Origin of the sequence: Devosia marina (assembly GCF_009758415.1) — a bacterium.
GTDB lineage: Bacteria > Pseudomonadota > Alphaproteobacteria > Rhizobiales > Devosiaceae > Devosia > Devosia marina.
In genome coordinates this window covers 56,196-83,020 of record NZ_WQRF01000004.1, presented here as the reverse complement: position 1 = coordinate 83,020, position 26,825 = coordinate 56,196, and the positions used below count along the sequence as shown (strand labels likewise).

The following is a 26,825-nucleotide window of genomic DNA, read 5'->3' as shown; positions in this document are numbered from 1 at the left end:
AGCGCAAATTCAATAATCTCGGAGTTATCGTATAGGTCGGACATATCATTTTACACCGGCGCTGGCTGTCCCTTAAATCAAGGGCAAGAGGAAGCCATGCCATTTGTCCGTATCAGCGGCACTTTGCTGCATTACCGCCTGACGGGCCCCGAGGGTGCCCCGCCGCTGGTCTTTGTCAATTCGCTGGGCACCGATGCGCGCATCTGGGATGCCCTGATCGCCACATTTTCCGATCGCTTTCGTTGTCTCTCCTACGACAAGCGCGGCCATGGCCTGAGCGACGCGCCCGAAGGTGATTATACCCTGGACGATCACCTCAATGATCTTGAAGGCCTGCTCGACGAGCTGCGCCTCGATGAAGGTACGGTGATCGGCGTATCCATTGGCGGGCTGATCGCGCAGGGCCTGGCGCTGCGCGCGCCGCACCGCGTTGCGGCACTCGTCCTGTGCTGCACAGCCCCGCGCATGGGCGATGCGGCCATGTGGGCGGCCCGTATTGAGACGGCCCGCTCCAAGGGCCTGGAATCCATGGCCGATCCGGTCATGGAGCGCTGGTTCAGCCCCGATTTTCGCCGGCACCGCCCCGATGAGCTGGCCGGCTGGCGAAATCTCTTCCTGCGCACCAATCCCCTTGGCTACGCCAATACCTGCGCCACGCTGCGCGACACCGATCTGGGCGCAGACATTGCGCAGATCCGGGCGCCAACGCTGATCGTGGCGGGCGACGCCGATCTGGCGGCCCCGGTCGAACTGGTGCGCAACTGCACGGCCATACCCGGTTCGCGTTTCGAAGTGCTCGACGGGATCGGCCATATTCCATCCATCGAGCAGCCGGCCCGCCTGGCTGATCTGATCCAGGACTTTCTCAAGGAGGCCGACCATGGCTGATACGTCATTGTTCGATCGCGGCATGGCGACCCGCCGCGCAGTTCTGGGCGACGGTCATGTCGACAAGGCCGCCGCAAAGACCACAGAACTCGATGACGCCTTTCAGACCTTTATCACCGAGGGGGCCTGGGGCTCGGTCTGGTCGCGTCCGGGCCTTTCCAAGCGCGAACGCTCCATCGTGACCCTGGCCCTGCTGGCCGGGCTGGGCCATGAGGAAGAATTCGCCATGCATGTGCGCGCCACGGTCAATACCGGCGCCACCGAGGATGATATCAAGGAATTGCTGTTGCACGTTGCCGTCTATGCGGGCGTGCCTGCCGCCAATAGTGCCTACAAGATCGCCAAGCACGAATTGGCAAAACGTGAGGAGACGGCCCCATGAGCGGCATCATTCTACCCGGGGCTGACGGCCAGCTGTTCCAGCGCGATCGCGACTGGCACCCCAAGGCCGATACACCGGGCTACAAGTCGACGACGTTCCGCGCCCCAAGACACAGCCTGCTCTCGCTTGGCCCCACCCAATCGGAAATGACCGGCCCGACCTTCGGTCACGAAAAGCTTGGCGCGCTCGACAACGACCTGATCCGCAATTTCAGCCAGGACGGCACCGACGCCATCGGCCAGCGCATGGTCGTTTATGGCCAGGTGCTCGACGAAAATGCGCGGCCCGTGCCCAATACGCTGGTCGAATATTGGCAGGCCAATGCCGGTGGCCGCTACCGCCACAAAAAGGAAGGCTACATTGCCGCGCTCGATCCCAATTTCGGCGGTTTCGGCCGCTCGATCACCGACGACAACGGCTTTTATCACTTCCGCACCATCAAGCCCGGCGCCTATCCCTGGCCCAATACCGGCAATGACTGGCGCCCCGCCCATATCCACTTCTCGGTCTTCGGCCATGCCTTCGCCCAGCGCCTGATCACCCAGATGTATTTCGAGGGCGACCCGATGATCTGGCAATGCCCGATCGTTGCCACCATCAACGATAAGGCGGCGATCGACCAGTTGACCGCCCGGCTCGACCGCCTCAACACCACGCCCATGGATGCCCTGTGCTATCGTTTCGATATCGTGTTGCGCGGCCGCCGTTCGACCATGTTTGAAAACAAGCTGGAGGGGAACTGACATGCTGCACCCCACCCCGACCCTGAAAGAAACCCCGTCCCAGACTGCCGGCCCTTATGTCCATATCGGCATGACGCCGAATTTCTGCGACATCACCGGGGTCATTCCTCAGGACCTCGGCAAGACCATGATCAATGGCGCTGTCGAGGGCGAGCGCATCAATTTGGCGGTCCGCGTCTTCGATGGCGTCGGCGTGCCGCTGTTCGATGGCGTGGTGGAGATCTGGCAAGCCGATGCCAGCGGCAATTTCGTTGGGCCCACCGCCCCCAATTCCAATGCCGCGCCGGCCTTTACCGGCTGGGGCCGCCAGCCGCTGAGTGAAGCGGGTGTTGCCACGTTCGAAACCATCAAGCCTGGCCGCGTTCCCGGTCCCGATGGCAAGCTGATGGCGCCCCATATCGCTCTCTGGATCGTGGCGCGCGGCATCAATATTGGCCTGCAGACCCGGCTCTATTTCGAGGACGAGGCCGAAGCCAATGAGACCGATTTCGTGCTGAACTAGATCATGGACAAGCGCCGCCGCGAAACCCTGATCGCCAAACGCGACGGCGCCACCTACACCCTCGACATTCACTTGCAGGGCGACAAGGAAACCGTGTTCTTCGATATGTGAGGGGTGTTGGCGCTCCACAACAACGGAAAAGCGATGACCCTTCTCTCCACGCTTGCTGGCGATCCTGAAGTCGAAGCCCTGCTCTCCGACGCTGCCCAGCTTGACGCCATGCTGGCGTTCGAGCGCGCCCTGGCCGAGGCAAGCGCTGAGACCGGCTGGATCGGAGAAGCGGCCGCCACCGCAATTGGCCAGGCGATTGAGGGGTACGAGCCGGATTGGCCCGGTCTTGAAGCCGGAATGGCGCAGGACGGCGTAGTCGTTCCCGCTCTGGTGAAGCAATTGAAAGCGCAATTGCCCGAGCCTCATCGGGCTGCCTTGCACAAGGGTGCCACCAGCCAGGATGTCGTCGACACCGCCTTGATGCTGCAACTGGCGCGTATCTTCGACGTCTATGAAGCGCGCTTGACCGGATTGCTCGACCAGCTTGACGCGTTGGGCAAAGCGCATGGGTCGCGTGAGTTGATGGCACACACCCGCATGCAGGTGGCGCTGCCCACCACCTGGGGCGCCAAGCTGGCCAGTTGGTCCGAACCCCTCAAGCGCCAATTGCAGGTCATCGCCAGCCTGCGGCGGAGCCTGCTGGTCATTCAGCTCGGCGGCCCGGTGGGCGACAGGGCCAGCTTTGGTGAGCATGGCAATGCCATCGCGGCCAGAATGGCGAAACGCCTCGACCTGGGACTCGCTACACCCTGGCAGGCAACACGCGACCCGATCATCGCCTTGGGTGGCCTGCTCACACAGATCACCGGTGCCCTTGGCAAGCTGGGTGTCGATGTGACGCTGCTGGCGCAGAACGAAATCGCCGCAGTGCGGCTGGAGGGCGGCGGTGGCTCCTCGGCCATGGCGCACAAATCCAACCCGGTCAATGCCGAGGTGCTGGTCGCTTTGGGTCGCTTCAATGCCGGTCTGTCCGGCACGCTGGCGCAGGCCCAACTGCATGAGAACGAACGTTCCGGTACCGCCTGGACGCTGGAATGGCTGACCCTTCCTCCCATGCTGGTCAATACCGGTGCAAGTCTGCGGCTGGCCGAAAATCTGCTGCAGCAACTGCGCCTCGCCTGATCGTTCAGGTTATCGAAACAGCGTGTTTCTGGCAGATCCGCGGCAATTTATCGTCAAGCGATAACTCCTGGACTATAAATCGTGTCGCGCATTTCATTTCCGTTGTGACGCCCATGCTGTCAAAACAGGCTTGCGCCCCAGACCGGAAAGGATGGTTGATCTATGGACAAGACAGTCCCGGACCTCGAAGCGGCGATTGCCGGTATTGAGGATGGCATGGTGGTTATGGTGGGCGGCTTCGGCGGTTCCGGCGCGCCGATCGAGTTGATTCATGCGCTGATCGACCGCTTCAAGGCCAACGGCAGCCCTAAGAACCTCACGATCGTCAACAACAATGCCGGCAATGGCCGCATCGGTATTGCCGCCATGATCGACGCGGGCATGGTGGGAAAGATGATCTGCTCATTCCCCCGTTCCGCCGATCCGCGCGCGTTCACAGAGAAATATCTCGCCGGCGAAATCGGACTCGAACTGGTGCCGCAGGGCACCTTGGCCGAGCGCATCCGCGCCGCCGGCGCTGGTATTCCGGCCTTTTACACGCCGGCCAGCTATGGCACCGATGTGGCCAAGGGCAAGCCGGTGGCCGAGTTCGATGGTAAGCACTATGTGCAGGAACGCTGGCTCAAAGCCGACGTCGCCATCCTCAAGGCCGAACTGGCCGATACACTGGGCAATCTGACTTACCGCAAGGCGGCCCGCAATTTCTCGCCACTGATGGCCGCCGCTGCCGCCAAAACCATCGTGCAGGCGACCAAGATCGTCCAGCCCGGTGACATCGATCCCGAGCATGTCGTGACCCCCGGTATTTTTGTCGATGCCATTGTTCAGGTCAGCGATCCGAAACAGGAAGAAGCGCTGATGCGCGAGGGAGTGGCCTACGCATGACCAGCAAGCTTTCCAACGCCCAGATCGCCTGGCGCGCCGCGCAGGACATCGAGGACGGTGCCTATGTGAACCTAGGCATCGGCTTCCCCGAAATGGTCGCCAAGTTCCAGCCGCCCGGCAAGCAGGCCATCTTCCATACCGAAAATGGCGTGCTCAATTTCGGTGAAGCCCCCGCGCCCGGCGAGGAGGACTGGGACCTCATCAATGCCGGCAAGAAAGCGATCACGCTTCGGCCCGGCGCCGCCTTCTTCCATCACGCCGACAGCTTCGGCATGGTGCGCGGCGGGCATCTCGATGTGGCGATCCTGGGGACCTATGAAGTGGCCGAAAATGGCGACCTCGCCAACTGGTCGACCGGCCCCAAGGGTGTGCCGGCGGTGGGCGGGGCGATGGATCTGGTGCATGGCGCCAAGCGCGTGGCCGTCATCACGGACCATGTCACCAAGGATGGACGGCCCAAGCTGGTCAAGCGCTGCGCCCTGCCGCTGACCGGGGTGGGTTGCGTCACCCGCGTCTATACCAGCCTGGCGGTCCTGGACATTGAAGATGAACGCTTCGTGCTGCGCGAAAAGCTGCCCACGATGAGCGTTGCGGAACTGCAGGCCGTGACCGGCGCCGAACTGGTGCTGCCCGACCAGATCGGCGACCTCGTCGCCCCGGAGCTGTGAGATGACCGAAGCTTTTATTTGCGCCTATAAGCGCACCCCCATCGGCCGCTTTGGCGGTTCACTCTCCGCTGTTCGTCCCGATGACCTCGGCGCCATCCCCCTCAAGGCGCTGATGGCCGAGCACGCATCGGTGGACTGGGAAGCCGTCGACGACGTCATCTTCGGCAATGCCAATGGCGCTGGCGAAGAAAACCGCAATGTCGCCCGCATGAGTGCGCTGCTGGCGGGCCTGCCGGTCGGCGTCACCGGTACCACCATCAACCGGCTCTGCGGCTCGGGCATGGATGCGGTGATCACCGCGGCGCGCGCGATCAAGTCGGGTGAAGCGGACCTCATCATCGCCGGCGGCACCGAGTCCATGAGCCGGGCTCCCTTCGTCATGCCCAAGGCGACTACCGCATTTTCGCGCAATGCCGAAATCTACGACACCACCATTGGCTGGCGCTTCGTCAACCCGCTGATGGACAAGCTGCATGGCACAGATTCCATGCCCGAGACCGGCGAGAATGTGGCGCAGGAATTCGGCGTCAGCCGCGAGGCACAGGACGAATTTGCGGTTCGCAGCCAGGAGCGCGCCGTGGCCGCACAGCAGACCGGACGGCTGGCGCAGGAAATTACTCCTGTCACCATCCCGCAGCGCAAGGGCGACCCGGTCGTGGTCGATACCGACGAGCATCCGCGCGCCGGCACCACTGTCGGGACCCTGGCCAAGCTCAAGGCGCTGTTCCCCAATGGCACCGTCACCGCCGGCAATGCTTCGGGCGTCAATGACGGCGCGGCTGCGCTGATCATCGCTTCGGAAGCGGCCGCAAAAAAGCATGGCCTGACGCCCATTGCCCGCATTCTGGGCGGCGCCACCGCCGGCGTACCGCCGCGCATCATGGGCATGGGCCCGGCGCCCGCCAGCAAGAAACTGTTCGCGCGCCTGGGACTAACCCAGGCCGATTTCGATGTGATCGAACTCAACGAGGCCTTTGCCAGCCAGGGCATCGCCGTCTTGCGCGATCTGGGCATTGCCGAGGACGATCCCCGCGTGAACCCCAATGGCGGCGCCATAGCCCTCGGGCATCCGCTCGGCATGAGCGGCGCCCGCATCACCGGCACGGCGGCGCTCGAACTCAGCCTTTCCGGCAAGCGGCGGGGGCTGGCAACCATGTGCATCGGTGTGGGGCAGGGCATCGCCATCGGCCTCGAACGTGCCTAGAAGCCTGGGATAGACGGTGAAATCCGGCGTTTTGGTCCTGCGCCCCAGCCCACTCCCATGAAAGATTTGGGGCGCAGAAGCTGGTGCTCCAGCAACATCCGCAATGGCCTAGACCGGCCGCTCCATTCCATCGCATTGAACCAGTTGGTCCTCGCTCAGTCGAAGGGTGGCAATGCCGCGTGGAGCCACACGCGCCGCCTCAGCGCCGAGCGCCACAGTTGCCCCATCGCCCGACAAGTCCAAAACCCGTGCAATCAGCGCATTTCCATCCTCTGCGCCCTTGAGCGCGGTGACCATGCCGCCTTCGCTTGCGACAGGCTGCCATTGTCCAGCATGATCGCCAGTTCCGCCGCGGCTCACATGCGGGGTGGTCACCAGCGGCTTGTTGAGGCGCTCTGCCAATGTGGCAGCCTCTTGCCGGTCGAGCTTCGGCGCGGCCTGCAGCAGGATCGAGAACATTTGCTCTCCCTGGTCCATATAGCGATAGCGCGCACCATCCTCTGCCGGGATCGGGTCGTGATGGGCGAAGATCGGGGAACGAACAGCCGTCAGGTAGAGGGTGCCGTCCAGCGCCGCATAGGAATATTTGGCGTCGTTGACCAAAGCGACATCGTGCGCTGCGGCGCTGACACGCACCCAACGCTGTCCGGGCACTTCGCGGCCCGTGCCAGGGGTGCTATCCCAGCCGCCTGCCACCTCATACTCGAATTCCTTCCCACCCAGCGGATAGGCGAGGCGCAACAGTTTCCGCTGTTCGCGCCAGTCCAGCGCCACCCGTAGTTCGACGGGTAACGATCCGTCCATCGGCAATATTATGGTGGTGACGAGACGGGACGCGCCGTGGCTGGCGGTCACTTCTATGGTGGTCCGCACAAGGCCGCTCTCCACCAGCTTCACGCCTTCCAAGGTCATGTCCCGCCCCTCGAAACCGAAGCGGTCCGTGCCATGGGTCCAGGTGTCGCTTGGGTCGTCGACAATCACCCCGCGGTGACCGCGACCAGAAAAGAGCTCAACGCCATTGCTAAGATTGACCAACCGCGTGATGGCGCCGGTCTCGCGGCACAGTTCGAGCAGATAGCCATCGGTTTCAAATTTCAGCGGCCCGGCGTGGGGCTGTCCGAAACTGACCCCGGGGGCGCTTACGCCCTTATCGGCAGCCGCAAATCGCAGCACGCGATATCCATAGGCCGGCACAGTGAGCGGAAAAGCGAGGCGCTGCAGGCCGGTCGTCTTGCCGGCCGGATCGACATATTGGAACGGAATGGAAATGCCCGCCTCATCGAGCAGCAAGCGGGGAGTTTCCGTGTCCTTGTCGACCCAGGGCTCGGCCTCGACCAGCCCGTTCGACGGTGTCCCCGCAAAATTCATCACGACGAAGGTGGCGTCGGTCGGTTCGATTGGCGGGGCAATGGTGCCATCAAGACGACGCACCGCAGCGTTCAGCAGCGCTTCGGCACCGGCAATGACGCCCGCCAGTTCGCGTTCGCTGTCCAGACAGGCCGACTCGATGCTGGTGCCGCCCAGCGTGTCGTGGAACTGGTTGAACAGCACGATCTGCCAGAGCGACGCAAACTGCTCGGCCGGATAGGAAATGCCCGTGGCCCTGTGGGCCAGTGCTGAAGCCGCCTCTGCCTGTTCCAGTAGGCTTTCCGCTTTGCGATTGAGCGCTTTGAGAGACGAAGCTACCGAATAGCAGCCAATGGCGTGGAATTGCAGGGCGCTTTCCACCACCGGCAAACCGCTTGTATCAACTTCGTGGAAGAACCGTTCAGGATCGGAGTAGGCAAGGGCCTCCCCGCGCCCGATCCGCTTTTCGATCTCCTCGATATTGTCGATGGTCGGCGCTCCGCCGTGATTGCCGACGCCATAAAAGCACATGAACGCATGTCCGTGCTTGTCCATATGGCCATAGTGCTGATCGATCTTGGGCGATAGCGGCGTCGAGCGCTTGGAGGTGTTGTAGGCGTCCTGGATGCGGAAGGCCGGCAGCGAAGACCCATCCGGTGACTGCCAGGTGAACAGTTCGCCGGGCAGGTCCATTTCATGCGGGCCGGGCCGCATGAAGGTGTAGCTGGCAAAGCCGGTATGACGCAGCAGCATCGGAAAGGTGCCGGGATGCCCGAAACTGTCGACATTGTAGCCGGTCGTCGGCTCGATCCCGAATTTCTCCAAGAAGTACGCTTTGCCATAGAGCGCCTGTCGGATCACGCTTTCCCCATTGGGAACATTGCAATCGGGCTGGATCCACCAGCCATTGACGATGATCCAACGGCCTTCATCGACATAGCGCTTGATCTCGGCAAAAAGCGCCGGCTCCAGCTCTTCGATCCATCGATAGATATGCGCTTCGCCCTTGGTGAAGATAAACCCCTCACCCTCGCGCAGGCGGTCGATCGCTGCCCAGCAGGTGCCGATGGCTTCAGCGCATCCCTCCTGCCAGCGCCAGAGCCAGACGGGGTCCAGATGGGCGTTGCCGATCATGTGCAGCAGCGGACGCTTCGCTTCGGTCATGAAACTCTCGATCTAAATTGGGATTGTCAGTGTATAGCGGCCCGAGCCGAGCGTGGTTGTCGCGCCGGTCAAGGGCAGGGCAGCCTCGCCCGCATGGATTGAGAGCGGTGCTCGGGGCAATTCGATCCGCGCGGCGCAATTGGGCGGAATGCGGATGTCCCAGGTGACGATCTCCCCAGCGATCCGCCAGGCGCTTTCGATCCGGCCGGTGGGGGCATCGTAATGCGCCTCTATCCAGCCCAGCCGCTTGTCGAATAGCGGGCGCATGCGGATGGAAGAAAAGCCAGGGGCATCCTCATCCCAGTCGATCCCGGCCACGCGGGCATAGAGCCATTCACCCACCGCGCCATAGGCATAGTGGTTGAACGAATTCATATTGGCGCTCTGAAAGCCGTTTTCTCGCGTCCAGCCATCCCAGCGCTCCCAGATCGTGGTGGCGCCCTGGGCAATGGAAAAGCCCCAACTGGGATAGGTCTCGTTCAGAAGCAGGTCATAGGCGCGTTGCGGCGACCCGATATCGCTCAGCACTGGGCAAAGATGCTTCACCCCCAGGAACCCGGTCTGCAAGTGCCCTTCGGCTTCATCGAGTTTGCGCAGCAAATGCGCGGCGGCTTTCCTGTGCAGGTCTGCGGGCAGGATCGCAAAATCGAGCGCCAGCAGATACGCGGTCTGCGTATCGCCCGTGATACGGCCATCATCATCGACAAAGGCCGCAATGAACGCAGCGCGCACGGCTTTGGCCTGCGCCTTGTAATGCGCGACCATATCGGCACGCCCGGCTACGCCGGAGAGTTTTGCCATCAGGTCGGCCACCAGCACCCAATAGGCCGTTGCCACCATGGTGCGGTCCGAGGCGGGGCCGACACTCAGCCAGTCGCCATAATTGTTGTAGACGGCATTGATGCGCAAATGGTCCGGATTGGCATCGGCAATGTGTTTCAGCCAGGCGACCAGGCGGTCATAGTGCTTTTCCACCAGCGCCCTGTCGCCATAGCGCAGCCAATGCTGCCAGGCGAGAATGACCGGCGCGTCGCCCCAGCCAGGCGCGCCCGGTTGCGCGGTAATCCTATAGGGGTTGAGCGGCTTGGAAGGCGCCACGTCGGTGAAGGCGCCATCGGGCAGTTGCGCCTCGGCAATGTCCTCGAACCACTTTTCGAGAAAAGCCGAGACATCCATCACATAGCCGGCCGTCTTCCAGAACACCTGCGCGTCCGCGCTCCATCCATAGCGTTCGTCGCGCTGCGGACAGTCGGTAGGCACCGAGATGAAATTGTCGCGCTGACTCCACTCGATATTGGACAGCAGCTGGTTGACCATATCCAAGCCGGTGCGCATCGACGCGGTGCGAGGCAGGTCATTATGTATGGCAATGCCGGTCAGGGTCACATCATCAGGAGACGAACCATCTGGCAGGGTCAGTTCGGCATAGCGGAAACCATGGAAGGTGAAACGCGGCTTGAAATGCTCGCGGCCTTCCCCCTTGGCGATGTAGTGATCGGTCGCTACGGCATGGCGCAGATTGGCGACATATAGTTCGCCCTCGCCATCAAGGACTTCGCCATGGCGCAGGGTGAACCGGTCACCGGCCTTTCCGCTCAGCTCCAGCGCGACATAGCCGGCAATATTCTGCCCGAAATCATAGATGTGTCCGCCGGTCTTAGCCTGTCGCAGATAGCGCCCCTCAAATCGCACGGTCTCGCGCACCTGCGGTGCGCGGCTCGCTTCGAGATGCGGCGGGCGCGGATCGGGGGCGAACACCTCCACCGGCTGCCAGCGCGAGGCATCAAATCCTGGCTCGGTCCAGCCCGGCATCTCAAGGCGTGCATCATATTGCTCGCCCATCAGGAAATCGCTGTAGCAGACCGGTCCCTGGCTGGTGGTCCACTGCTTGTCGGAAACGATGGTTTCGATCCGTCCATCGGCGTACTCTAGATGAAGCTGGCAAAGTAGGGCAGGCCGGCCGCCATAATGATTGCCAGCGCGACGTTGGTTGTGCCCGACACGGCCCGAATACCACCCCTCGCCGACAAGGGCGCCAATGGTGTTGGCGCCAGCCACCACCATATCGGTCACGTCGTAGGATTGATATTCCACCCGCTGGTGATAGTCGGTCCAGCCCGGCGCCATCACCGCATCGTCGACCCGCTCACCGTTGAGATAGAGTTCATAAAGACCCAGTGCAGAGACATAGGCGGTGGCGCGCACCGGTCTTTCCGCGGTCGCAAAATCCCGCCGCAGATGATCGGCCGGCCGCGCCTGCCAGCGATTGTCATAGGTGTTATCGGCGGGCGCTTCTCGCCCTGCCGGAAGCACGAAATAGCGGGCGATCCACTGCGCCTGCCAGTCCTCCGGCTGCATCAGCCCGGTGCGGAAATGCTGCGCGTCCGCCCAGTCCGATGCGGCATCCTCCTCATTCCAGACCATGACGGTCCAGGCGCACTGCATGTCCGACGCCAGCACGTCGCCGGCATATTCGATCTGCCGGGTCCGGGAGGACCGAACCTTGCCGCTATCCCACAGCACTGTCTCGCCCGCCCCAACCACCAATCGAAAGGCGCTCTGGCAGCGATTGTGGCCACCTCCCTCCAATGCCCAGTCGAACCGGGGTGCCGGGCGATTGAGGCCCATGGGGGCAGCATGATGCTCGCAGCGGAGCGCGATGGGACGCAGTTTGGTCACGGTCTCGATCAGGTACTGAAGTGCGGCGCGCGGCTAGATTGCCAGGGCGCGCTCGCGTGCATTGCGGATATGGGTTTCCATGGCCGCGGCCGCTTTCCAGCGATCACGCTCAAGAATGGCATCGATAATAGCCAGGTGATCGCCAAAGGCCGCGGGCAGGGTGGTGGCCGAGAGGGTAATCCGGTCCAGCTTGATCAGGCGCACCCGGATGGAATTGAGATCATAGGCCTGGATCAGCAGCTCGTTCTGCGTGAAGTCCACCAGCAACTCATGAAAGCGGCTGTCGACATCCTGGCTCTCCTCGAAAAAGGCCGGGGTGCGGTCGGTCTTGAGCCGTTCCAGACTTTCCAGATGCAGCCGCTTTTGCTCCTCGACCAAGGCATCGGGCATCCGGTCCACGGCGAACAGGGCCGCCTCGCGCTCGAAGGCCATGCGCATCTGATAGGCGTCGCGGATCATCGGCAGATCGATGGTGGTGATCTGGATGCCCCGCTGCGGCATTACATTGAGCAGGCCCTCGGCTTCGAGCCGCGGCAGGAGCTCGCGCAGGGCGCCGATGGAGAGCCCCAGCGTCTGCACCAGATCGCGCTGTGACACCACCTGGCCGGGGCGCAGACGACCGGCGAGCAGTTCCTGCTGGAACCGCTCATAAGCCGTCTTCTTGACCGAGGCCGGTCCGGCCCCGATGGTTGCCGCATTGCTGTGTCTTGCCATGGCTCCCCTCCCTGGCACTGGCTCTATCAGGCGGCGGGGCGCACCGCAAAGCCGGTGCCCTCAATTGCCTTGAATACGAGCTCTGCCCGTTCTGACGAAATGGCTACAAGCGGCGGCATGGCGCGCGCCCATTCGGCGTCACCATAAAGTGCCGCCAGCGTGGCCTTGAGCGCAAGCAGCGCCCCATTGCCATCCACCGCTTCAATGCGGGTCGCAGCATTGGCCTTCAAAGCCTCTGAGCTCGCGGCGTCAGGCGCCTCGTAGAGCCGGCGCAGATCCGAGGCAAACAGGTTCGGCATGCCGCCGATCATTCCGGCCCCGCCCTTTGCGAGCAAATGCGGCAATACGCGATCGTCGCCGGTGAACACGGAAAGCTGCGGGAAGCCTTGTGCCAGCTCAATCCCGCTTTCCAGCCTGCCGGTGGAATCCTTGACGCCCACGATCTGCTGCCCAAATCGGTCGACCAGCTTGGCGACAAGGGTTGGCGTGAACGTGATGCGAGAGAATTGCGGAATATTGTAGAGCAATATGTCGAGGTCGGGATTGCCAGCCTTGGCAAGTGCGGCATCAAAAAAGGCGACAATGCCTCCCTCGGTCGCACTGCCATAATAGAAGGGCGGCAGCACAAGCGCGCCGCGGCAACCCAGCGCCGCGATCTCGGCGATCAGGCGTCCGGCCTCATCGCTGCTTGGGGTCATCACCGAGGGAATTTGCTTGCTCATGTCGGCCCCGGCATCACGCAGGGCGCGAAGGGCGGCGATTTTCTCATTGGTCGAGAATGAGGCGCCTTCTCCCGTCGTGCCAAAGGTCGAGACGAAGCTGCAACCGTTCTCCAGCAGGCGCGCGCAATGCATGGCGAGGCGCCCGGCGTCGATTCCATATTGCGCGGTCACCGGGGTCACCGACGCGCAAATGATGCCGGAAAGGTCTGAGTTCGCCACGGTAAAGGTCCTCCGCAATGGGCTTGTCCATACACTGATACAATCAGTTGTCACATCACTGTTTACATCAGTCGTTTCCTGTTGCAAAGTCCGCCCGTCAAAACAAGCGGACGCTTTCACCGGCAAAAGGACGCCGGAGGGGAGGAAGCGAACCGTCATCATCATCGCTCGAGAGGGAGGATCGTAATGACCCTTAAGCACACCGCCCTGGTCGCCATGACTGCGACTGCGCTGGCCACCGCCCTTGTGGCCACGCCGGCTCTGGCTCAGGACCAGATCGAACTCAAATTCACCACCGTTTCGGTTCCGACCGATCTGCATACCCAGGCCATGCAGGTTTTTGCATACAAGCTCGAAGAGCTGCTGCCGGGCCGCTTCGACATCCAGCTCTACGATTCGGGCGCCCTGTTCGGTCAGAACGCCGATCTCGATGCGCTGCAGCGCGGCAATGCCGAAATGGCCTATGTCGCCTTCCAGCTGATTGCCGATGCCATCCCCGAATTCGGCCTGTTCACCGCCGGCTATCTGTTCCAGAATCCCGAGCACTACCGGGCCGTGCTGGAAAGCGATATCGGCGAAGAATTCAAGCAGCGCGTTTCCGACGAAATGGGCATTCAGCTTCTCGATGCCTGCTATCTCGGCACGCGCCAGCTCAACCTGCGCACCGCACGCGACATCCAGACCCCCGAGGATCTGGCCGGCGTCAAGCTGCGCATGCCCGGTTCCGATAGCTGGCTGTTCCTTGGCGAGGCTCTGGGCGCCAATCCGACCCCGCTTCCGTTCGGCGAGGTCTATCTGGGCCTGCAGACCGGCACGATCGACGCGCAGGACAATCCCCTGCCTACCGTTGAAGCGGCCAAGTTCTACGAGGTCACCGAGCAGATTACGCTGACCAGCCACCTGGTCGATGGCCTGCCCATGGCGGTCAACAATCAGACCTGGGAACAGCTCACCGACGACGAGAAGGCCAAGATGACCGAGGCCGCCGTTGCCGCCTGCGACTGGAACAATGCCGAACGCATTGCCAACGAAGATCGCCTTGTGTCCTTCTTCGAGGAAGAGGGCCTGACGGTGACCACGCCTGACGTTGAGGCGTTCCGCACCCATGTGCAGAACTTCTACCTCACCTCCGATCGCGCCGCCTCCTGGCCCGAAGGCTGGGTTGACCGCATCAACGAACTGGCGCCCTGATCGCCTGAACCACGCCTGACCTGGACGACGAAATGAATGCGAACCTGAAGTCCCTGTTTTCCACATTGCGAAAGTTTGCCGATCTCCTCGGCGTCCTTTTCTTCGTGGTTGCTTTTGGTGGTTTCATCGCCCAGGTCTTCATGCGCTATGTCATGAACCGGCCGCTCGCCTGGACCGAAGAATTCGTCATGATCGCCTTTATCTGGGCGGTCTTCTGGGCGGCGGCCTTCATGGTGCGCATCAAGGAGCATGTCTCTTTCGACGTGCTCTATGACGTGCTGTCCGACAATGGCCGGCGCGCCTTTGCCATCTTCGCCATGGTGGTGCTGTTGATCGCCTTTGGTCTGTTGATCCCCCACACCTGGGATTATCTCGCCTTTCTGACGCGCAAGAATTCGCCGGTGATGCGCCTGCCCATGGAATGGATCTATGGCTGCTATCTGGTGTTTCTCGTGTCCTTTTCGGCGCAGGGCCTTCACCGTCTGTTCGGCCTGATGGGCCGGAACTGGCGCCACCACATCTGATCCGTCCGCGAGGAGTTTTGTCATGCTGGCGGATTACGCCCTTCCCATCCTTGTTGTCCTGCTGATCGTCATCACGGCATCGGGCCTGCCCTTCTCGATCTCGATGATTGTGGCTTCGATTTTCTACCTCTTGGTCTCGGGCCGAGATGTGGGTCTGGCCGCTGAAAACGTGCTCAATGGCGTCTTCGGCAACTTTGTCGCCCTGGCCGTGCCGCTCTTCATCTTTGCCGCCAACATCATGGAATCAGGCAAGATCACCGAGCGCCTGCTCAAATTTTCTCTGGCCATGGTCGGACGTCTGCCGGGCGGTCTGGCCCAGGTCAATGTCGTCACCTCGCTGATCTTCTCGGGTATGAGCGGCTCAGCCATTTCCGATGCTGCAGGCGTCGGCAAGGTGGTCACCGGCATGATGATCGACAAGAATCGGTACCCGCGTGGCTTTGCTGGTGCTCTGACCGCGGCGACCGCTGTTGTCGGGCCGATCTTTCCGCCCTCCATTCCTTTGGTGTTTTATGCGCTGATCTCCTCGACCTCGGTCGGGGTGCTGTTCCTCGCTGGCGTGGTGCCGGCGCTGATCGTGGTGCTGGCGCTCTGTATCTATGTCCAGATCGTCGCCATCAGACGCAAATTTCCTGTCGAAGACACAATTCCCTGGGGACTCTATCCCGTTATCATTCTAAGGGCTGTGCCGCCTTTAATGATGCCGGTGATCCTGCTCGGCGGCATCTATTCTGGCGCCTTCACGCCGACCGAAGCGGCCGCCGTATCCGCCTTCTACGCGCTGGTCCTGGCAGTCATTGCCTACCGATCCATGGGCTTTGCGGACTTCTACAAGGTCGTGCGCGAGACCGTAAAGACCACCGCCGTCGTGACGCTTGTCCTGGGTGGCGCCTTCATTTTCAACTACGCCATCGCGATCGAGCGCGTGCCGCAAATGCTCTACGAGTTCCTCGTGGGCTTCGACATGAACCAGTGGACGTTTCTACTCTTCGTGAACATCCTGTATTTGCTGCTTGGCTGTTTCCTCGACGTCTCAACCATCATGCTGGTGATCACCCCGCTGTTCATCCCCACGGCGGCAGCACTGGGCATCGACCTGCACCATTTCGGCGTGGTGGTCGTGTTCAACATGATGATCGGCCTGATCACGCCCCCCTATGGCATCCTGCTCTATATCATCAAGGCGCTCAACGGCATTCCGCTGGGCGAGATGATCCGCGAAATCTGGGCACTTATCGCCATCCTGATCGGGGTTCTGATACTCATTACCTATGTGCCTGAAACCGTCCTCTGGCTGCCGCGCGCGGCAGGCCTGCTGAACTGATTCTTTGCCTGTGCCCGCACCTTGATCGCGCGGGCGCAACCAGACTAAATGCCGGACAAAAAGGCCCCGGCACATGATTACCTGTTTCGATATTGGCGGCACCACCATCAAGGCGGCCACTGCCACTGGCCCCGACGCTTTGGTGCCGTTGGGTCGCGTGCCGACCCCGCGCGATGATTTCGAGGCCTTTGCCGCCGCGATTGCCGGCCTCATCGAACAGGGCGGTGCCCCTGCGGGCCGCCCGGTCTCCATTTCCGTCACCGGCGTCGTCGATCCGGAATCCGGATTGACCACAGTGGCCAATATCCCCTGCATCGATGGTCGCAATCTGGCCGGCGACCTTGGTGCGCGGCTGGGCTGTCAGGTTCTGGTCGCTAATGATGCCGATTGCTTTGCCCTGGCCGAGGCTTTTGCCGGCGCCGGGCGCGATCATCGCGTCGTCTTTGGCGCCATTCTGGGCACTGGGGTCGGCGGCGGCATTGTCGCCGCTGGTCGCCTGTTCCGGGGCGGCGGCGGCCTGTCCGGCGAATGGGGACATGGCACGGCGGTGGCCACTCGGGTCAGTGTTCCGCCCTTCGACATGCCGCATCTGCCCTGCGGCTGCGGCCTTGAGGGCTGCGTCGATACAGTCGGTGGCGCCCGCGGCATCGAGAAGCTGCACAAGCACCTGCATGGCGCCGATCTGCCAAGCACGGACATTGTGACGCAATGGCAAAGCGGTGACGTGCAGGCCACCCAGACGCTTGATCTCTATGTCGAGCTGGTCTCCCTTCCCCTGGCGCTGACCGTCAATATCGTCGGGCCCGACATCATCCCGGTTGGCGGCGGGCTGGGCAATGCACATGGCCTGGTTGCCCGGTTGGATGTGGCGGTGCGCGGGCGTATCCTGCGCAAGATTGACCGCCCGTTGGTCGTCCCCGCGCAATTGACCGTCGATGCTGGATTGACCGGCGCGGCGAGCCTGGCATTCTCGGAGGGAGTGGCATGACTCTGCTCGAAGTCTGCGTTGACACTGCCGAAGGCCTGGCCGCCGCGATTGTCGGCGGTGCCGACCGGGTGGAACTCTGTTCGGTGCTCGAACTTGGGGGGCTGACACCCTATGCTGGCCTGATGGCGCTGGCGGGCAGGGCCCCGGTGCCGGTGCGCGCGATGATCCGCCCGCGCGCCGGCGATTTTGTTTTCACCGCCGGCGACCTCGAAGCCATGCTGGGCGATATCGAGGCCGCGCGTCAGGCCGGGCTCTCCGGCGTGGTGCTGGGCGCCAGCCTGCCCAACGGGCGGCTCGATATCGAAAAACTGGAGCGCCTGGTGGATGAAGCCGGCGAAATGCAGAAGACCCTGCACCGCGCCATTGACCTGGTGCCGGACATTGCCGAAGCGGTCGAACAGGCCATTGCCCTGGGTTTCGATACCATTTTGACCTCGGGCCGCGCGCCCAGCGCGCTTGAGGGCATTGCCGATCTTGAGCTGGCCCATAATATCGCCGACGGGCGCATCACCATCATGGCCGGGGCAGGCGTCAATGCGGCCACCGCGCCGCATATTCTTGGCCGCGTCCCTTTGGCGGCCGTTCATGGCTCCTGCTCCGCGACGGTGCCGCCCGATAGCGATGTCGCACAGCGCCTTGGCTTCGTCAGCCCGAAGCGCCGCGCCACCAGCCCCGACAAGGTTGCCGCCCTCAAGGCCACTTTAGTGGTCCACTAGAAGTTCGGAAGTCACTTCCAGCGCGCGGTCATCACGGGCTGCAATGCCCTCCGGTGGCTGATGGCCCGCGAGCACCGCATCGCGCTGGCGGACAAGCGCGGCAATCTCGTCCTCATGGGCCACCAACACCGCCGTCAGCCAGCGATTGACGAGGTAGGATGGGCGCGGCATCTGCATGTCGAAGCGGGCGAGGAGGGGAATGGTCGTCTCCGCATCCGCCCAGTCATCCCCAACCACCCATTGATTGACGGTGAACAGCCGCAACAGCCGCCCCTGGGCGTCAACGCCCACCGCGCAGAGGTGATGGATCGGGCCCGCCGGTCCATCGGGGCGCACGAAGCAATGGAAATGCCCATGCTCTGTCGCACCGTCCTCGGCTGGATGACAGTGATAGAACCACTGCGCATTGCTGGCCGGATCGAACACATCGCCCGCAGGATAGTGCTCCCAGGCGGCAATGTCGGTGATGCCGGCAAAGGTTTCGCTCAGCACGGTAAGACCGCCCTTGGCGAGGACAGCCTCGCAAAAGGCGATTTCCGCGTGGGCCTGTTCCCGCGCGGCGCTCATCAATCAGAAACCACCAGGTCCGGCGCTTCCTCTGCCCCGTCCGGAAGCGGCTTCGGGGCCGGGGGCGGCGCCAATTGCGGCGCCGTTGCAGCGGGCGGCGTGGCTGGTGGCGGGGGCGGAGGGGCCTTCTGTGTCGTGGCTGGCGGTATGGCCGGAGGCGGTGGCGGCGCGGCCTTGGCCGGCGCCCCCGCTGCGCAGGGCGCGGCTGCCGGGGGTGGCGGCGGTGCTGCCTTGCTGGGCGCGCCCGCGGCACAAGGTGCGCCGGCCGCACATGGGGCGGCCCCGGCAGAGCAGGGTGATGCACCTGCGCTGACACGGGTTTCCGCTGTCGGACGCGGCGGAATCGGATTCGTCACATGGTCATAGGCGATGGCCGCGGTCGACACGGCGAGCGCGGCACCAAACAGAACTGTGTTGCGCGAACTCATTTGCGGCTCAATCCATCAAGACCAAACAGCGGGCGTGCCCAGACCCCGGCATAGGAGCCGGCAAAGGCCGCAGCGAACCACAGCCAGCCATGCAGGCTCCCCGTGGCAATGCCTGAAAACAGGGCGCCGATATTGCAGCCAAAGGAGAGGCGTGCGCCGTAGCCCATCAACAGCCCGCCGACAATGGCCGCCAGCAGCGACCCCAGCGGCAGCTTGGCCTTTGGGGCGAACTTGCCCGCAATCGAGGCGGCGATGGCCGCGCCCAGCACCAGGCCGAAATCCATCACCGAGACGGTATCGGCCAGTACCGAGGATTGCAGCGCCTGGGCCTGCGCCGGCCAGGTCCAGAATTCCCAGCTCGCCACATCGATACCGATTCCTTGCGCGATTTTCGCGCCCCACAGGCCAAAGCCATAGGTGATTGACCAGGGATGGCCCGCGGTCAGCAGGGTTGCAATATTGAGCAGCGCCAGCGCCAGCCCTGCGCCGACCAGCGGCCACGGCCCCAGCCACAGCCAGCTCCAGCCCGGTCGGGCCGGTAGGGGCTCGGCTTCAAGATTGCCATGCGCGCGTCGCTCGATCAGCGCGGTAACAAGGGCCACCAGCGCCAGGGCGGCAATGGTCACGGCCAGCGCGCCGGCTATGCCGATCTCCGCCCCCAGGCTGAACGTGCCCAGCGCGGGCTGCTCGAGCCAGAAGGGCAGGTGCGCGGTGCCGATCAGCGCGCCGATGATGAAAAACGCCAGCGTCACCAGCATGCGGGCTGAACCGCCCCCGACGGTGAACAGCGTGCCTGAGCCGCAGCCACCGCCCAATTGCATGCCCAGGCCGAACAGGGCCGCACCCAGCAGCACCGAGATACCCACCGGCGCGGCAGCCCCGACAATGGCCTGCCCGCCAATTGATCCGGCCGCAACCAGCGGGATCATGGCGATGGCGGCAACCCCGATCATCAGCATCTGCGCCCGCATCGAGCGGCCGCGCTTTTCCACCACCATGCGGCGCCAGCCGCCGGTAAAGCCGAAGCTGCCATGGAACAGGGCGGCGCCCAGTGCGCCGCCGATCAGGAACAAGGCGCCCTGACGCAGATCAACCAGGCTGGTGATGAGCAAGAAACCCAGAACCAGCGCGGTCGCGGCAACAATAAGGGGCCAGCGGTCAGACCTGACCGGAGGCAGAAATTTGGGCGTGGATGCGGAAATGTCGCTCATGGTGCTTTGCAAAAACTCGTGCGGTCAAGACGTTTTGGATGCTGCGCCGGTCGGGCGCAACATCCAATTCTCAGGCCATCCATTCGGTCGCCGCCATGTCGGCGAGGCGACAGGGCTCGTCTCCGGTGATTACTGGATCGGACGGGCCGGATCGGCCGTCCACTCGGCCATCGAACCATCATACATGGCGGTGTTCTTGTTGCCGCCAACTTCATGCAGCGCAAACCACACCACCGAAGCCCAGTGACCGGTGTTGCAGAACACGATGTTGTCTTCATCGGCACCCAGGCCAATGCCCTCGGCCAAGGCGGCAATGGTCTCTGGCCGGGCAAAGCTGGCATATTCAGCGCTATAGACAGCCGAGTTTTCAAGGTTCACGGCCCCGGGGATGGTGCCGGCCACGCGAGCAACCGGGCTCTTGGCTTCGCCAAGGAACTGCGCGTTGGGACGGCCATCGACCAATTTTGTGCCCGCTGCCAGTGCCGCTTCCACATCCGCAGTGGTCGCCCGCAGCTCTTCGCGCACCTCATAGGGGAACTCGGTGGCTTCGGGCACAGCGGCCTCGGCCACGCGCTCGCCGCCCTGGGCGTCATATTGGCGCCAGCCGCCATCGAGGATGGAAACCTCGTCATGGCCGAGATATTTGAAGGTCCAGTAGACGCGGGTTGCGCCCCCGAATTCGGAACTGTCGGTGCCCCAGGGCACGATCACCACATGGTCGTCGCCATCGATGCCCAGGCTTCCGATCAGTTCGGCGATCTGCTCCGCGGGCGGGATCTGGCCCGGCACGCCTTCGATTTCGGTGCGCCACCCGGCGGTGTTGTAGGGGGCAACTACAGCGTTGGCGATATAGGGCAATTCGCCCAGATCGGTGTTTTCAATGTCGGCGCGGATGTCGAGGATGACGAGATTGTCATCATCGGCATGGGCTTTCAGCCATTCTGCGCTCACCAGCGGGGTGACATCCTGAGCCTGCACGGCAATCGGGGTCACGGCCAGCACTGCGGCGGCGGCAAAGGTGGAAAGGCGCATGGGTAACTCCAAAGTCTGTTTTGCCCAGAATCTATAGAAATCGGTGCATGGAGGCGAAGTCCTGGAACCCAAATTCCGTTCAAAACCGGGAATTTTTGCCTGTGGTCCGCAGCGCGCGCGGCAATGGCTTACTCCCAGGCCTCCAGCATGGCGTCGACAACAAAGTCCAGGTGACGCGCCATGGCAGACCGCGCACCTTCGCTGTCGCCGCTGACCACTGCCGCAACGATTGCCTCATGGTCAACCAGAATGTGCCCACGCACGGTGCCGGTTTCGACCAGGTGCTGGTGAAACCGGGTGTCGAGTTCGTCGCCCCGCGCCTTCCACAGGCCTTCGAGCATTTCGCGCAGTACGGCATTCCCGCAGGCGTCGGCCAGTGTCATGTGCAGCGTGCGGTCACTCTCGACCGACCAGCGCCCGGTCTCGGTCTCCACCCGCATCCGGCTCAACGTCTCTTCCAATCGCGCCTTGCCTTCGGGTGATATGATAAGGCTGGCTTGGGCCGCGGCCTCGGGTTCCAGGAGGCGGCGCACCGCAGTGACCTCAAGCGGCGACGCGCTCAATTCCGGCAAGGGAACGCGCGCGTCTTTCGGTTGCTTGACGAAAGCGCCAACCCCAATTCGCACCTCCACCAGATCCGCCACTTCAAGCGCAATCAGAGCTTCCCGGACTGTGGGCCGCGATACACCAAGGCTCAGCGCCAGGTCGCGCTCTGACGGCAATTGCCGCCCTGCTTCAATCGAGCCGCTGACAATCTGGTCGCGGATTTGATCGGCAATCTGGATGTAGAGTTTACGATTCGAGACAGCTTGGAGCTTCATAGCCTTCCCCTCGCCCACTCATAGCGAGGTTAGGTCCGGATGTCTACTGGTCTGACCACTTGACAGCTTGGCAATCTTGCCATTAGCTCGGGATCGGCTCAAGAGTCTGGCACAAAAGCCGGGCCGGGTGCGGGAGGTTAAGCCATGGAGGGAGCGACAGTCGATGCTGCGGCACGCGCCGTGCCGTTGGTCCAAATGCGCAATATCGACAAGTCCTTTCCCGGCGTTCGAGCGCTCAGCCAGGCACAATTTGAGTTGATGCCCGGCGAAGTCCACGCGCTGATGGGGGAGAACGGAGCCGGCAAGTCGACGCTGATGAAGGTGTTGTCCGGTGTCTATGACCGGGACGCAGGCGAAGTTCTGCTTGATGGGAAGGCTGTCGAGATCACCTCGCCGCGCCAGGCGCAGGACGCCGGGATCTCCATCATTCACCAGGAACTGGCCCTGATGCGCGATCTGACCGCCGCGCAGAACATCTTTATCGGCCGCGAACCGCGCCGCTTCGGTATCCTTGATGAGCGCCAGCTTAATCGCGATACCGCTGCCATCTTCAAGTCTATGAATCTCAATCTCGAGCCGACCGTGCTGGTGGAGACGCTGACCATTGCCAAACAGCAAATGGTCGAAATTGCCAAGGCGCTGTCCTACCGCAGCCGGGTTCTCATCATGGATGAGCCCACCGCAGCACTTAACGATGCCGAAATTGCCGAACTCTTTGCGATCATCAACCGGCTCAAGGCCGAGGGCGTCGGGATCGTCTACATCTCTCACAAGATGGATGAGATTAAACGCATCTCTGACCGCGTGACGGTCATGCGCGATGGCGAATATGTCGGCACTGTTCCGGCCGCCGAAACGCCTATTGAAACCATCATTTCCATGATGGTGGGACGTACCCTCAACACTGAGGCGCACGCCATTCCTGACACCTCCGGCCAGCCGGTGGCACTTGAGGTCAAGGGGCTCAACCGCGGCCGTGAAATACGCGACGTCAGCTTTTCCGTGCGTCAGGGCGAAATTCTTGGCTTTGCCGGGCTGATGGGGGCTGGGCGAACCGAGGTGGCCCGGGCCATTTTTGGCGCTGATCGCAAGGAAAGCGGAGAGATTTGGGTGCATGGCGAGCGCGTCGGCATCACCGCGCCGCGTGACGCGGTGTCAAAGGGTATCGGCTATCTGTCTGAAGATCGAAAGCTCTTCGGCCTGGCCACCGGCATGGACGTGCGCAACAATATCGCCCTCGCCAGTCTGGAGCGGTTTACCAATCCCGCCGGCGTGCTCGACGAGGCCGGGATGGAAAAATCCGCTCGCGATTACATCCGCCAGCTTGCCATCAAGACACCCAGTGACACGCAGGAAGCCAGGCTCCTCTCAGGCGGCAATCAGCAGAAGGTGGTCATCGCCAAATGGCTGCTGCGCGATTGTGACATTCTGATTTTCGATGAGCCAACCCGTGGCATCGATGTCGGCGCCAAGTCCGAGATCTACAAATTGCTCAACAACCTTGCCGCCCAGGGCAAGGCCATCATCGTCATATCCTCCGAGTTGCCAGAGATTCTGCGTCTCAGCCACCGCATCGCCGTGATGTGCGAGGGCCGGCTGACCGGCATTTTGCCGGGCGATGCCAGCCAGGAGGAAATCATGCGCCTTGCCACCATGCGCGAAGCGGCCATGAGACCGGATGCCGAAAGGAAGATTGCATGACCGATACCGCTGCCCCAGCCCAGAAATCCGGCATCCGCATGACTGGCGCCTTCCATCGCCTGCTGGCCTTTTCCGGCCTTATCGCCTTGGTCGTCGTCTTCTCGCTGGCGTCTCCCAATTTCATGCAGACCCAGAACATTCTGGCCATTCTGCAGGCGACCGCCGTCAATGGCGTTCTGGCCATCGCGGTGACCCTGGTCATCATCACCGGCGGGATCGACCTCTCGGTGGGAACGCTGATGACATTCTGTGCCGTGATCGCGGGCGTCTTCCTCACCTATTGGGGCTTGCCCATGCCGATCGGCATTCTCGGCGCCATCCTCGCCGGTGCGGCGAGCGGACTGATCTCGGGAACGGTCGTCGCCAAGCTCAAGGTGCCTCCCTTCATCGCAACCCTGGGGATGATGTTGATCCTCAAGGGACTCTCGCTGGTGATTTCGGGCACCCGGCCGATCTATTTCAACGACACGCCGGGCTTTAACCAGATCGCCCTGGGCTCGGTAGTCGGACAGATCATTCCGGCAGTACCGGTGCCCAATGGCGTGATGATCCTGTTTCTTGTGGCCCTGCTCACCGCCTTTATTCTGGGTAAAACCGCGCTGGGCCGGTACACTTTTGCGCTCGGCTCCAACGAGGAGGCCGTGCGGCTTTCCGGTGTCAATGTCGATCGCTGGAAGATTGGCGTGTATGCCCTGTCAGGCGCCATTGTCGGCGTGGGTGGGGTGCTGATTGCCAGCCGTCTCAACTCCGCCCAGCCCGCGCTGGGGCAGGGTTACGAGCTTGAAGCCATCGCCGCTGTCGTTATCGGTGGCACCTCGCTTTCGGGCGGTCGTGGCACCGTGCTGGGCACGCTTATCGGGGCGCTCATCATCTCGGTCCTGGCCAATGGCCTGCGCATTCTTTCGGTGGCGCAGGAATGGCAGACCGTGGTGACCGGGACCATCATCATCCTGGCCGTCTATGCCGACATACTGCGGCGCCGCAAACTTTAGGCGCCGAACTCCGCCGCGCGCCGCCGGTGCGCCAAAACCTAGAAAAACAAGTTTCAGCAGTTTCACAGCAGCATTTGGGAGGATTTCAATGCTCAACCGCCGTAGTCTTATTGGTGCCATCAGCGCCGTCGCCATGCTGGCCGCTTCCGGCCCCGCACTGGCCCAGGATCAGGTCGATATCGCCCTGATCTCGAAGGGCTTTCAGCACCAGTTCTGGCAGGCCGTGAAGGCTGGGGCCGACCAGGCTGCCGCAGATCTGGGCGTCTCCGTTACCTTCGAGGGGCCGGAAAGCGAAAGCCAGGTCGACCGTCAGATGGACATGCTGGCCGCCGCCCTGTCGCGCGAGCCTGATGCGATCGGTTTTGCCGCCCTCGACAGCCAGGCCGCCCTGCCGCTCTTGCAGCAGGCCAACGACGCCGGCATCCCGATCATCGCCTTTGACTCGGGTGTCGACAGCGACATTCCGCTCGCCACTGCAACCACCGACAACGTCGCTGCTGCCGCACTTGCTGCCGACGTCATGGCCGAGAAAATCGGCGGCGAAGGCAAGGTGGCCGTGGTTGGTCACGACCAGACCAGCCGCACCGGCATCGACCGTGTCGAGGGTTTCGTCAACCGCATGAAAGAAGCCTATCCGAACATCGAGGTCGTCTCGATCCAGTATGGCGGTGGTGACCAGCTCCAGTCGACCGAGATCACCAAGTCGATCCTGCTCGCCAATCCCGACCTTGATGGCATCTTCGGCTCCAATGAAGGTTCGGCCATCGGCGTCGCCAATGGCAAGCAGGAACTGGGCAGCGATGTCGTTGTCATCGGGTTCGATAGCGGTGCAGCCCAGAAGTCGATGATCGAAAACGGCGTCATGGCTGGGGCCATCACCCAGAACCCGGTTGGCATCGGCTATCAGACAGTCCAGGCAGCCGTCGCTGCTCTTAATGGCGAAGACCTGCCCAAGGTGATCGACACTGGCTTCTACTACTACGACGCCACCAACATGGACGACCCCGAAATCGCGGCCGTTCTCTACGACTGAGACCGTCATCTTCCCCGCTTAAGTTAGAGGGGATGCACGAAACGGCTGAGGGCTCACCGAAATGGTCCCTCAGCCGCCTTCTCCCCTTTTGCGGAGAGGGCTGCCAACAAATCAAACTGGACCGAGCAATGGCCGACCTCTCCGGAAAAACCGTCCTTATCACCGCCGCTGCGCAAGGCATCGGCCGGGCTTCCGCGGAAGCCTTTGCGCGGGCGGGCGCCAGGGTGGTCGCCACCGACATCAATGCGGCGCTGCTTTCCGAACTCGATGCCATCCCCAATGTGACCACACGGGTGCTCGACGTTCTTTCCGGCGATGCTGTCAAACAGGCGGTGGCCGAGATCGGCCATATCGACGTACTCTTCAATTGCGCTGGTGTAGTGCATAACGGCACCGTGCTCGAAATGAGCGACGCAGACCTCGACTTTGCACTCGATCTTAACGTCAAGGCGCAGATCCGCACCTGTCAGGCGGTGCTGCCACAAATGCTGGAACGCCGCGACGGCGCCATCATCAATATGGCAACGGTAGCCTCCTCGATCAAAGGCGTGCCCAACCGTGCGGCCTACACCATCTCCAAGGCGGCCGTTGTGGGCCTCACCAAGTCCATTGCCGCTGACTACACCACTCAGGGCATACGCGTGAATGCCATCTGTCCCGGCACGGTTGACAGCCCCAGCCTGCATCAGCGCTGGGAGGCCACCGGCGATTTTGAGGGCGCGAGAAAAGCCTTCATTGCCCGCCAGCCCATCGGCCGCATAGCCCGGCCCGACGAGGTTGCGGACCTTGCCGTCTATCTTGCCGGCGCCACCTATACCACCGGACAGGTCCACATCATCGATGGCGGCTGGACGGCGTGATGCATTGAAGTGGTGAGAAAGGCCCCCTCACCCTGACCCTCTCCCCCAAGGGAGAGGGGACGCAGGAGCCGTAATATCAAGACAGGGCGCGATGCCCCACCTCTCCCTTTGGGGGAGAGGTCGGCCCGGAGGGCCGGGTGAGGGGGC

Annotated in this window: 24 protein-coding genes and 1 pseudogene; 17 read left to right on the top strand and 8 right to left on the bottom strand. The window is 62.6% G+C overall.

Annotated features, from left to right (window positions below):
- The first annotated feature begins 96 nt into the window (after positions 1-96).
- The 8 genes and pseudogenes from pcaD to pcaF all read left to right on the top strand — a co-directional run bounded on the left by pcaD (position 97) and on the right by pcaF (position 6,445).
- Positions 97-888 carry a 3-oxoadipate enol-lactonase gene (gene pcaD, locus GO014_RS13695; protein ID WP_157290902.1) on the top strand — a complete coding sequence of 264 codons (792 nt, stop codon included), beginning with the start codon at positions 97-99 and terminating at the stop codon, positions 886-888.
- Positions 881-1,270 (top strand): 4-carboxymuconolactone decarboxylase, encoded by a 390-nt coding sequence (gene pcaC, locus GO014_RS13690; RefSeq protein ID WP_116588051.1) that lies wholly within the window; start codon positions 881-883, stop codon positions 1,268-1,270. Before pcaD ends, pcaC begins: the two co-directional genes overlap by 8 nt.
- A complete protein-coding gene (gene pcaH / locus GO014_RS13685) occupies positions 1,267-2,013 on the top strand; it encodes a protocatechuate 3,4-dioxygenase subunit beta (RefSeq protein ID WP_157290901.1) in 747 nt (248 codons plus the stop codon). The genes pcaC and pcaH overlap by 4 nt, the downstream gene beginning before the upstream one ends.
- Before the next feature lies 1 nt (position 2,014).
- Positions 2,015-2,626, top strand: a pseudogene (pcaG, locus tag GO014_RS13680) (protocatechuate 3,4-dioxygenase subunit alpha).
- A 33-nt stretch (positions 2,627-2,659) separates the two neighbouring features.
- Positions 2,660-3,688: a 3-carboxy-cis,cis-muconate cycloisomerase gene (locus tag GO014_RS13675; RefSeq protein ID WP_157290900.1), complete on the top strand. Its 1,029-nt coding sequence runs from the start codon at positions 2,660-2,662 to the stop codon at positions 3,686-3,688.
- Positions 3,689-3,850: 162 nt separating this feature from the next.
- A complete protein-coding gene (locus GO014_RS13670; protein WP_157290899.1) occupies positions 3,851-4,573 on the top strand; it encodes a 3-oxoacid CoA-transferase subunit A in 723 nt (240 codons plus the stop codon).
- On the top strand, positions 4,570-5,241 hold the full coding sequence (locus tag GO014_RS13665) for a 3-oxoacid CoA-transferase subunit B (protein ID WP_157290898.1): 672 nt from the start codon (positions 4,570-4,572) through the stop codon (positions 5,239-5,241). The genes GO014_RS13670 and GO014_RS13665 overlap by 4 nt, the downstream gene beginning before the upstream one ends.
- Before the next feature lies 1 nt (position 5,242).
- Positions 5,243-6,445, top strand: a complete 1,203-nt coding sequence (gene pcaF / locus GO014_RS13660) for a 3-oxoadipyl-CoA thiolase (RefSeq protein WP_157290897.1) — start codon at positions 5,243-5,245, stop codon at positions 6,443-6,445.
- A gap of 108 nt (positions 6,446-6,553) precedes the next feature.
- Here the strand turns inward: pcaF and GO014_RS13655 are convergent, their stop codons facing one another.
- From GO014_RS13655 to GO014_RS13640, 4 genes are read right to left on the bottom strand one after another with little or no spacing between them, the layout of a single operon-like run.
- Positions 6,554-8,956: a glycoside hydrolase family 38 N-terminal domain-containing protein gene (locus tag GO014_RS13655; protein WP_157290896.1), complete on the bottom strand. Its 2,403-nt coding sequence runs from the start codon at positions 8,954-8,956 to the stop codon at positions 6,554-6,556.
- A gap of 12 nt (positions 8,957-8,968) precedes the next feature.
- Positions 8,969-11,635 carry a family 78 glycoside hydrolase catalytic domain gene (locus GO014_RS13650; protein ID WP_157290895.1) on the bottom strand — a complete coding sequence of 889 codons (2,667 nt, stop codon included), beginning with the start codon at positions 11,633-11,635 and terminating at the stop codon, positions 8,969-8,971.
- A gap of 33 nt (positions 11,636-11,668) precedes the next feature.
- A complete protein-coding gene (locus GO014_RS13645) occupies positions 11,669-12,349 on the bottom strand; it encodes a GntR family transcriptional regulator (protein WP_157290894.1) in 681 nt (226 codons plus the stop codon).
- Positions 12,350-12,375: 26 nt separating this feature from the next.
- Positions 12,376-13,290: a dihydrodipicolinate synthase family protein gene (locus GO014_RS13640; protein WP_157290893.1), complete on the bottom strand. Its 915-nt coding sequence runs from the start codon at positions 13,288-13,290 to the stop codon at positions 12,376-12,378.
- A 186-nt stretch (positions 13,291-13,476) separates the two neighbouring features.
- Here GO014_RS13640 and GO014_RS13635 point away from each other — a divergent pair, with 186 nt between their 5' ends.
- The 5 genes from GO014_RS13635 to GO014_RS13615 all read left to right on the top strand — a co-directional run bounded on the left by GO014_RS13635 (position 13,477) and on the right by GO014_RS13615 (position 18,033).
- Entirely contained in the window at positions 13,477-14,481 is a 1,005-nt protein-coding gene (locus tag GO014_RS13635; protein ID WP_157290892.1) for a sialic acid TRAP transporter substrate-binding protein SiaP, read from the top strand.
- A 32-nt stretch (positions 14,482-14,513) separates the two neighbouring features.
- Positions 14,514-15,005 (top strand): TRAP transporter small permease, encoded by a 492-nt coding sequence (locus tag GO014_RS13630; protein WP_116589569.1) that lies wholly within the window; start codon positions 14,514-14,516, stop codon positions 15,003-15,005.
- Between the two features lie 22 nt (positions 15,006-15,027).
- The gene (locus tag GO014_RS13625) at positions 15,028-16,329 is read left to right on the top strand and encodes a TRAP transporter large permease (protein WP_157290891.1); all 1,302 of its coding nucleotides are present in this window, start codon (positions 15,028-15,030) and stop codon (positions 16,327-16,329) included.
- A gap of 73 nt (positions 16,330-16,402) precedes the next feature.
- Entirely contained in the window at positions 16,403-17,317 is a 915-nt protein-coding gene (locus GO014_RS13620; protein ID WP_157290890.1) for an ROK family protein, read from the top strand.
- Positions 17,314-18,033, top strand: coding sequence for a copper homeostasis protein CutC (locus GO014_RS13615; RefSeq protein WP_157290889.1), 720 nt, complete (start codon positions 17,314-17,316; stop codon positions 18,031-18,033). Before GO014_RS13620 ends, GO014_RS13615 begins: the two co-directional genes overlap by 4 nt.
- On the opposite strand, the gene GO014_RS13610 is transcribed toward GO014_RS13615, so the two are convergent.
- The 4 genes from GO014_RS13610 to GO014_RS13595 form a co-directional block, all read right to left on the bottom strand.
- Positions 18,019-18,600, bottom strand: a complete 582-nt coding sequence (locus GO014_RS13610; protein WP_157290888.1) for a DUF6969 family protein — start codon at positions 18,598-18,600, stop codon at positions 18,019-18,021. The genes GO014_RS13615 and GO014_RS13610 overlap by 15 nt on opposite strands.
- A gap of 424 nt (positions 18,601-19,024) precedes the next feature.
- Complete coding sequence (locus tag GO014_RS13605; RefSeq protein WP_157290887.1) at positions 19,025-20,239, bottom strand: YeeE/YedE family protein; 1,215 nt, start codon at positions 20,237-20,239, stop codon at positions 19,025-19,027.
- A 129-nt stretch (positions 20,240-20,368) separates the two neighbouring features.
- On the bottom strand, positions 20,369-21,271 hold the full coding sequence (locus GO014_RS13600) for a sulfurtransferase (RefSeq protein WP_157290886.1): 903 nt from the start codon (positions 21,269-21,271) through the stop codon (positions 20,369-20,371).
- Positions 21,272-21,399: 128 nt separating this feature from the next.
- Positions 21,400-22,092, bottom strand: coding sequence for a FadR/GntR family transcriptional regulator (locus GO014_RS13595; protein ID WP_157290885.1), 693 nt, complete (start codon positions 22,090-22,092; stop codon positions 21,400-21,402).
- A gap of 144 nt (positions 22,093-22,236) precedes the next feature.
- Between GO014_RS13595 and GO014_RS13590 the strand changes: the two genes are divergently transcribed.
- The 4 genes from GO014_RS13590 (at position 22,237) to GO014_RS13575 (ending at position 26,678) form a co-directional block, all read left to right on the top strand.
- On the top strand, positions 22,237-23,793 hold the full coding sequence (locus tag GO014_RS13590) for a sugar ABC transporter ATP-binding protein (protein WP_210252452.1): 1,557 nt from the start codon (positions 22,237-22,239) through the stop codon (positions 23,791-23,793).
- Positions 23,790-24,785, top strand: coding sequence for an ABC transporter permease (locus GO014_RS13585; RefSeq protein WP_157290884.1), 996 nt, complete (start codon positions 23,790-23,792; stop codon positions 24,783-24,785). The genes GO014_RS13590 and GO014_RS13585 overlap by 4 nt, the downstream gene beginning before the upstream one ends.
- Positions 24,786-24,873: 88 nt before the next feature.
- Positions 24,874-25,818, top strand: a complete 945-nt coding sequence (locus GO014_RS13580; protein WP_116588066.1) for an ABC transporter substrate-binding protein — start codon at positions 24,874-24,876, stop codon at positions 25,816-25,818.
- Between the two features lie 128 nt (positions 25,819-25,946).
- On the top strand, positions 25,947-26,678 hold the full coding sequence (locus GO014_RS13575; RefSeq protein WP_157290883.1) for an SDR family oxidoreductase: 732 nt from the start codon (positions 25,947-25,949) through the stop codon (positions 26,676-26,678).
- Positions 26,679-26,825 lie beyond the last annotated feature (147 nt).

Bases quoted from the DNA above. Each gene is read 5' to 3' on its own strand.
- GO014_RS13615 (WP_157290889.1), top strand. From the start codon at position 17,314: ATGACTCTGCTCGAAGTCTGCGTTGACACTGCCGAAGGCCTGGCCGCC.
- GO014_RS13600 (WP_157290886.1), bottom strand. From the start codon at position 21,271: ATGCGCCTTTCCACCTTTGCCGCCGCCGCAGTGCTGGCCGTGACCCCG.
- GO014_RS13670 (WP_157290899.1), top strand. From the start codon at position 3,851: ATGGACAAGACAGTCCCGGACCTCGAAGCGGCGATTGCCGGTATTGAG.
- GO014_RS13645 (WP_157290894.1), bottom strand. From the start codon at position 12,349: ATGGCAAGACACAGCAATGCGGCAACCATCGGGGCCGGACCGGCCTCG.
- pcaC (WP_116588051.1), top strand. From the start codon at position 881: ATGGCTGATACGTCATTGTTCGATCGCGGCATGGCGACCCGCCGCGCA.
- GO014_RS13655 (WP_157290896.1), bottom strand. From the start codon at position 8,956: ATGACCGAAGCGAAGCGTCCGCTGCTGCACATGATCGGCAACGCCCAT.
- GO014_RS13595 (WP_157290885.1), bottom strand. From the start codon at position 22,092: ATGAAGCTCCAAGCTGTCTCGAATCGTAAACTCTACATCCAGATTGCC.
- GO014_RS13625 (WP_157290891.1), top strand. From the start codon at position 15,028: ATGCTGGCGGATTACGCCCTTCCCATCCTTGTTGTCCTGCTGATCGTC.
- GO014_RS13585 (WP_157290884.1), top strand. From the start codon at position 23,790: ATGACCGATACCGCTGCCCCAGCCCAGAAATCCGGCATCCGCATGACT.
- GO014_RS13580 (WP_116588066.1), top strand. From the start codon at position 24,874: ATGCTCAACCGCCGTAGTCTTATTGGTGCCATCAGCGCCGTCGCCATG.
- GO014_RS13605 (WP_157290887.1), bottom strand. From the start codon at position 20,239: ATGAGCGACATTTCCGCATCCACGCCCAAATTTCTGCCTCCGGTCAGG.
- GO014_RS13635 (WP_157290892.1), top strand. From the start codon at position 13,477: ATGACCCTTAAGCACACCGCCCTGGTCGCCATGACTGCGACTGCGCTG.
- pcaH (WP_157290901.1), top strand. From the start codon at position 1,267: ATGAGCGGCATCATTCTACCCGGGGCTGACGGCCAGCTGTTCCAGCGC.
- pcaD (WP_157290902.1), top strand. From the start codon at position 97: ATGCCATTTGTCCGTATCAGCGGCACTTTGCTGCATTACCGCCTGACG.
- GO014_RS13665 (WP_157290898.1), top strand. From the start codon at position 4,570: ATGACCAGCAAGCTTTCCAACGCCCAGATCGCCTGGCGCGCCGCGCAG.
- GO014_RS13675 (WP_157290900.1), top strand. From the start codon at position 2,660: ATGACCCTTCTCTCCACGCTTGCTGGCGATCCTGAAGTCGAAGCCCTG.
- GO014_RS13630 (WP_116589569.1), top strand. From the start codon at position 14,514: ATGAATGCGAACCTGAAGTCCCTGTTTTCCACATTGCGAAAGTTTGCC.
- GO014_RS13620 (WP_157290890.1), top strand. From the start codon at position 16,403: ATGATTACCTGTTTCGATATTGGCGGCACCACCATCAAGGCGGCCACT.
- GO014_RS13610 (WP_157290888.1), bottom strand. From the start codon at position 18,600: ATGAGCGCCGCGCGGGAACAGGCCCACGCGGAAATCGCCTTTTGCGAG.
- GO014_RS13590 (WP_210252452.1), top strand. From the start codon at position 22,237: ATGGAGGGAGCGACAGTCGATGCTGCGGCACGCGCCGTGCCGTTGGTC.
- pcaF (WP_157290897.1), top strand. From the start codon at position 5,243: ATGACCGAAGCTTTTATTTGCGCCTATAAGCGCACCCCCATCGGCCGC.
- GO014_RS13575 (WP_157290883.1), top strand. From the start codon at position 25,947: ATGGCCGACCTCTCCGGAAAAACCGTCCTTATCACCGCCGCTGCGCAA.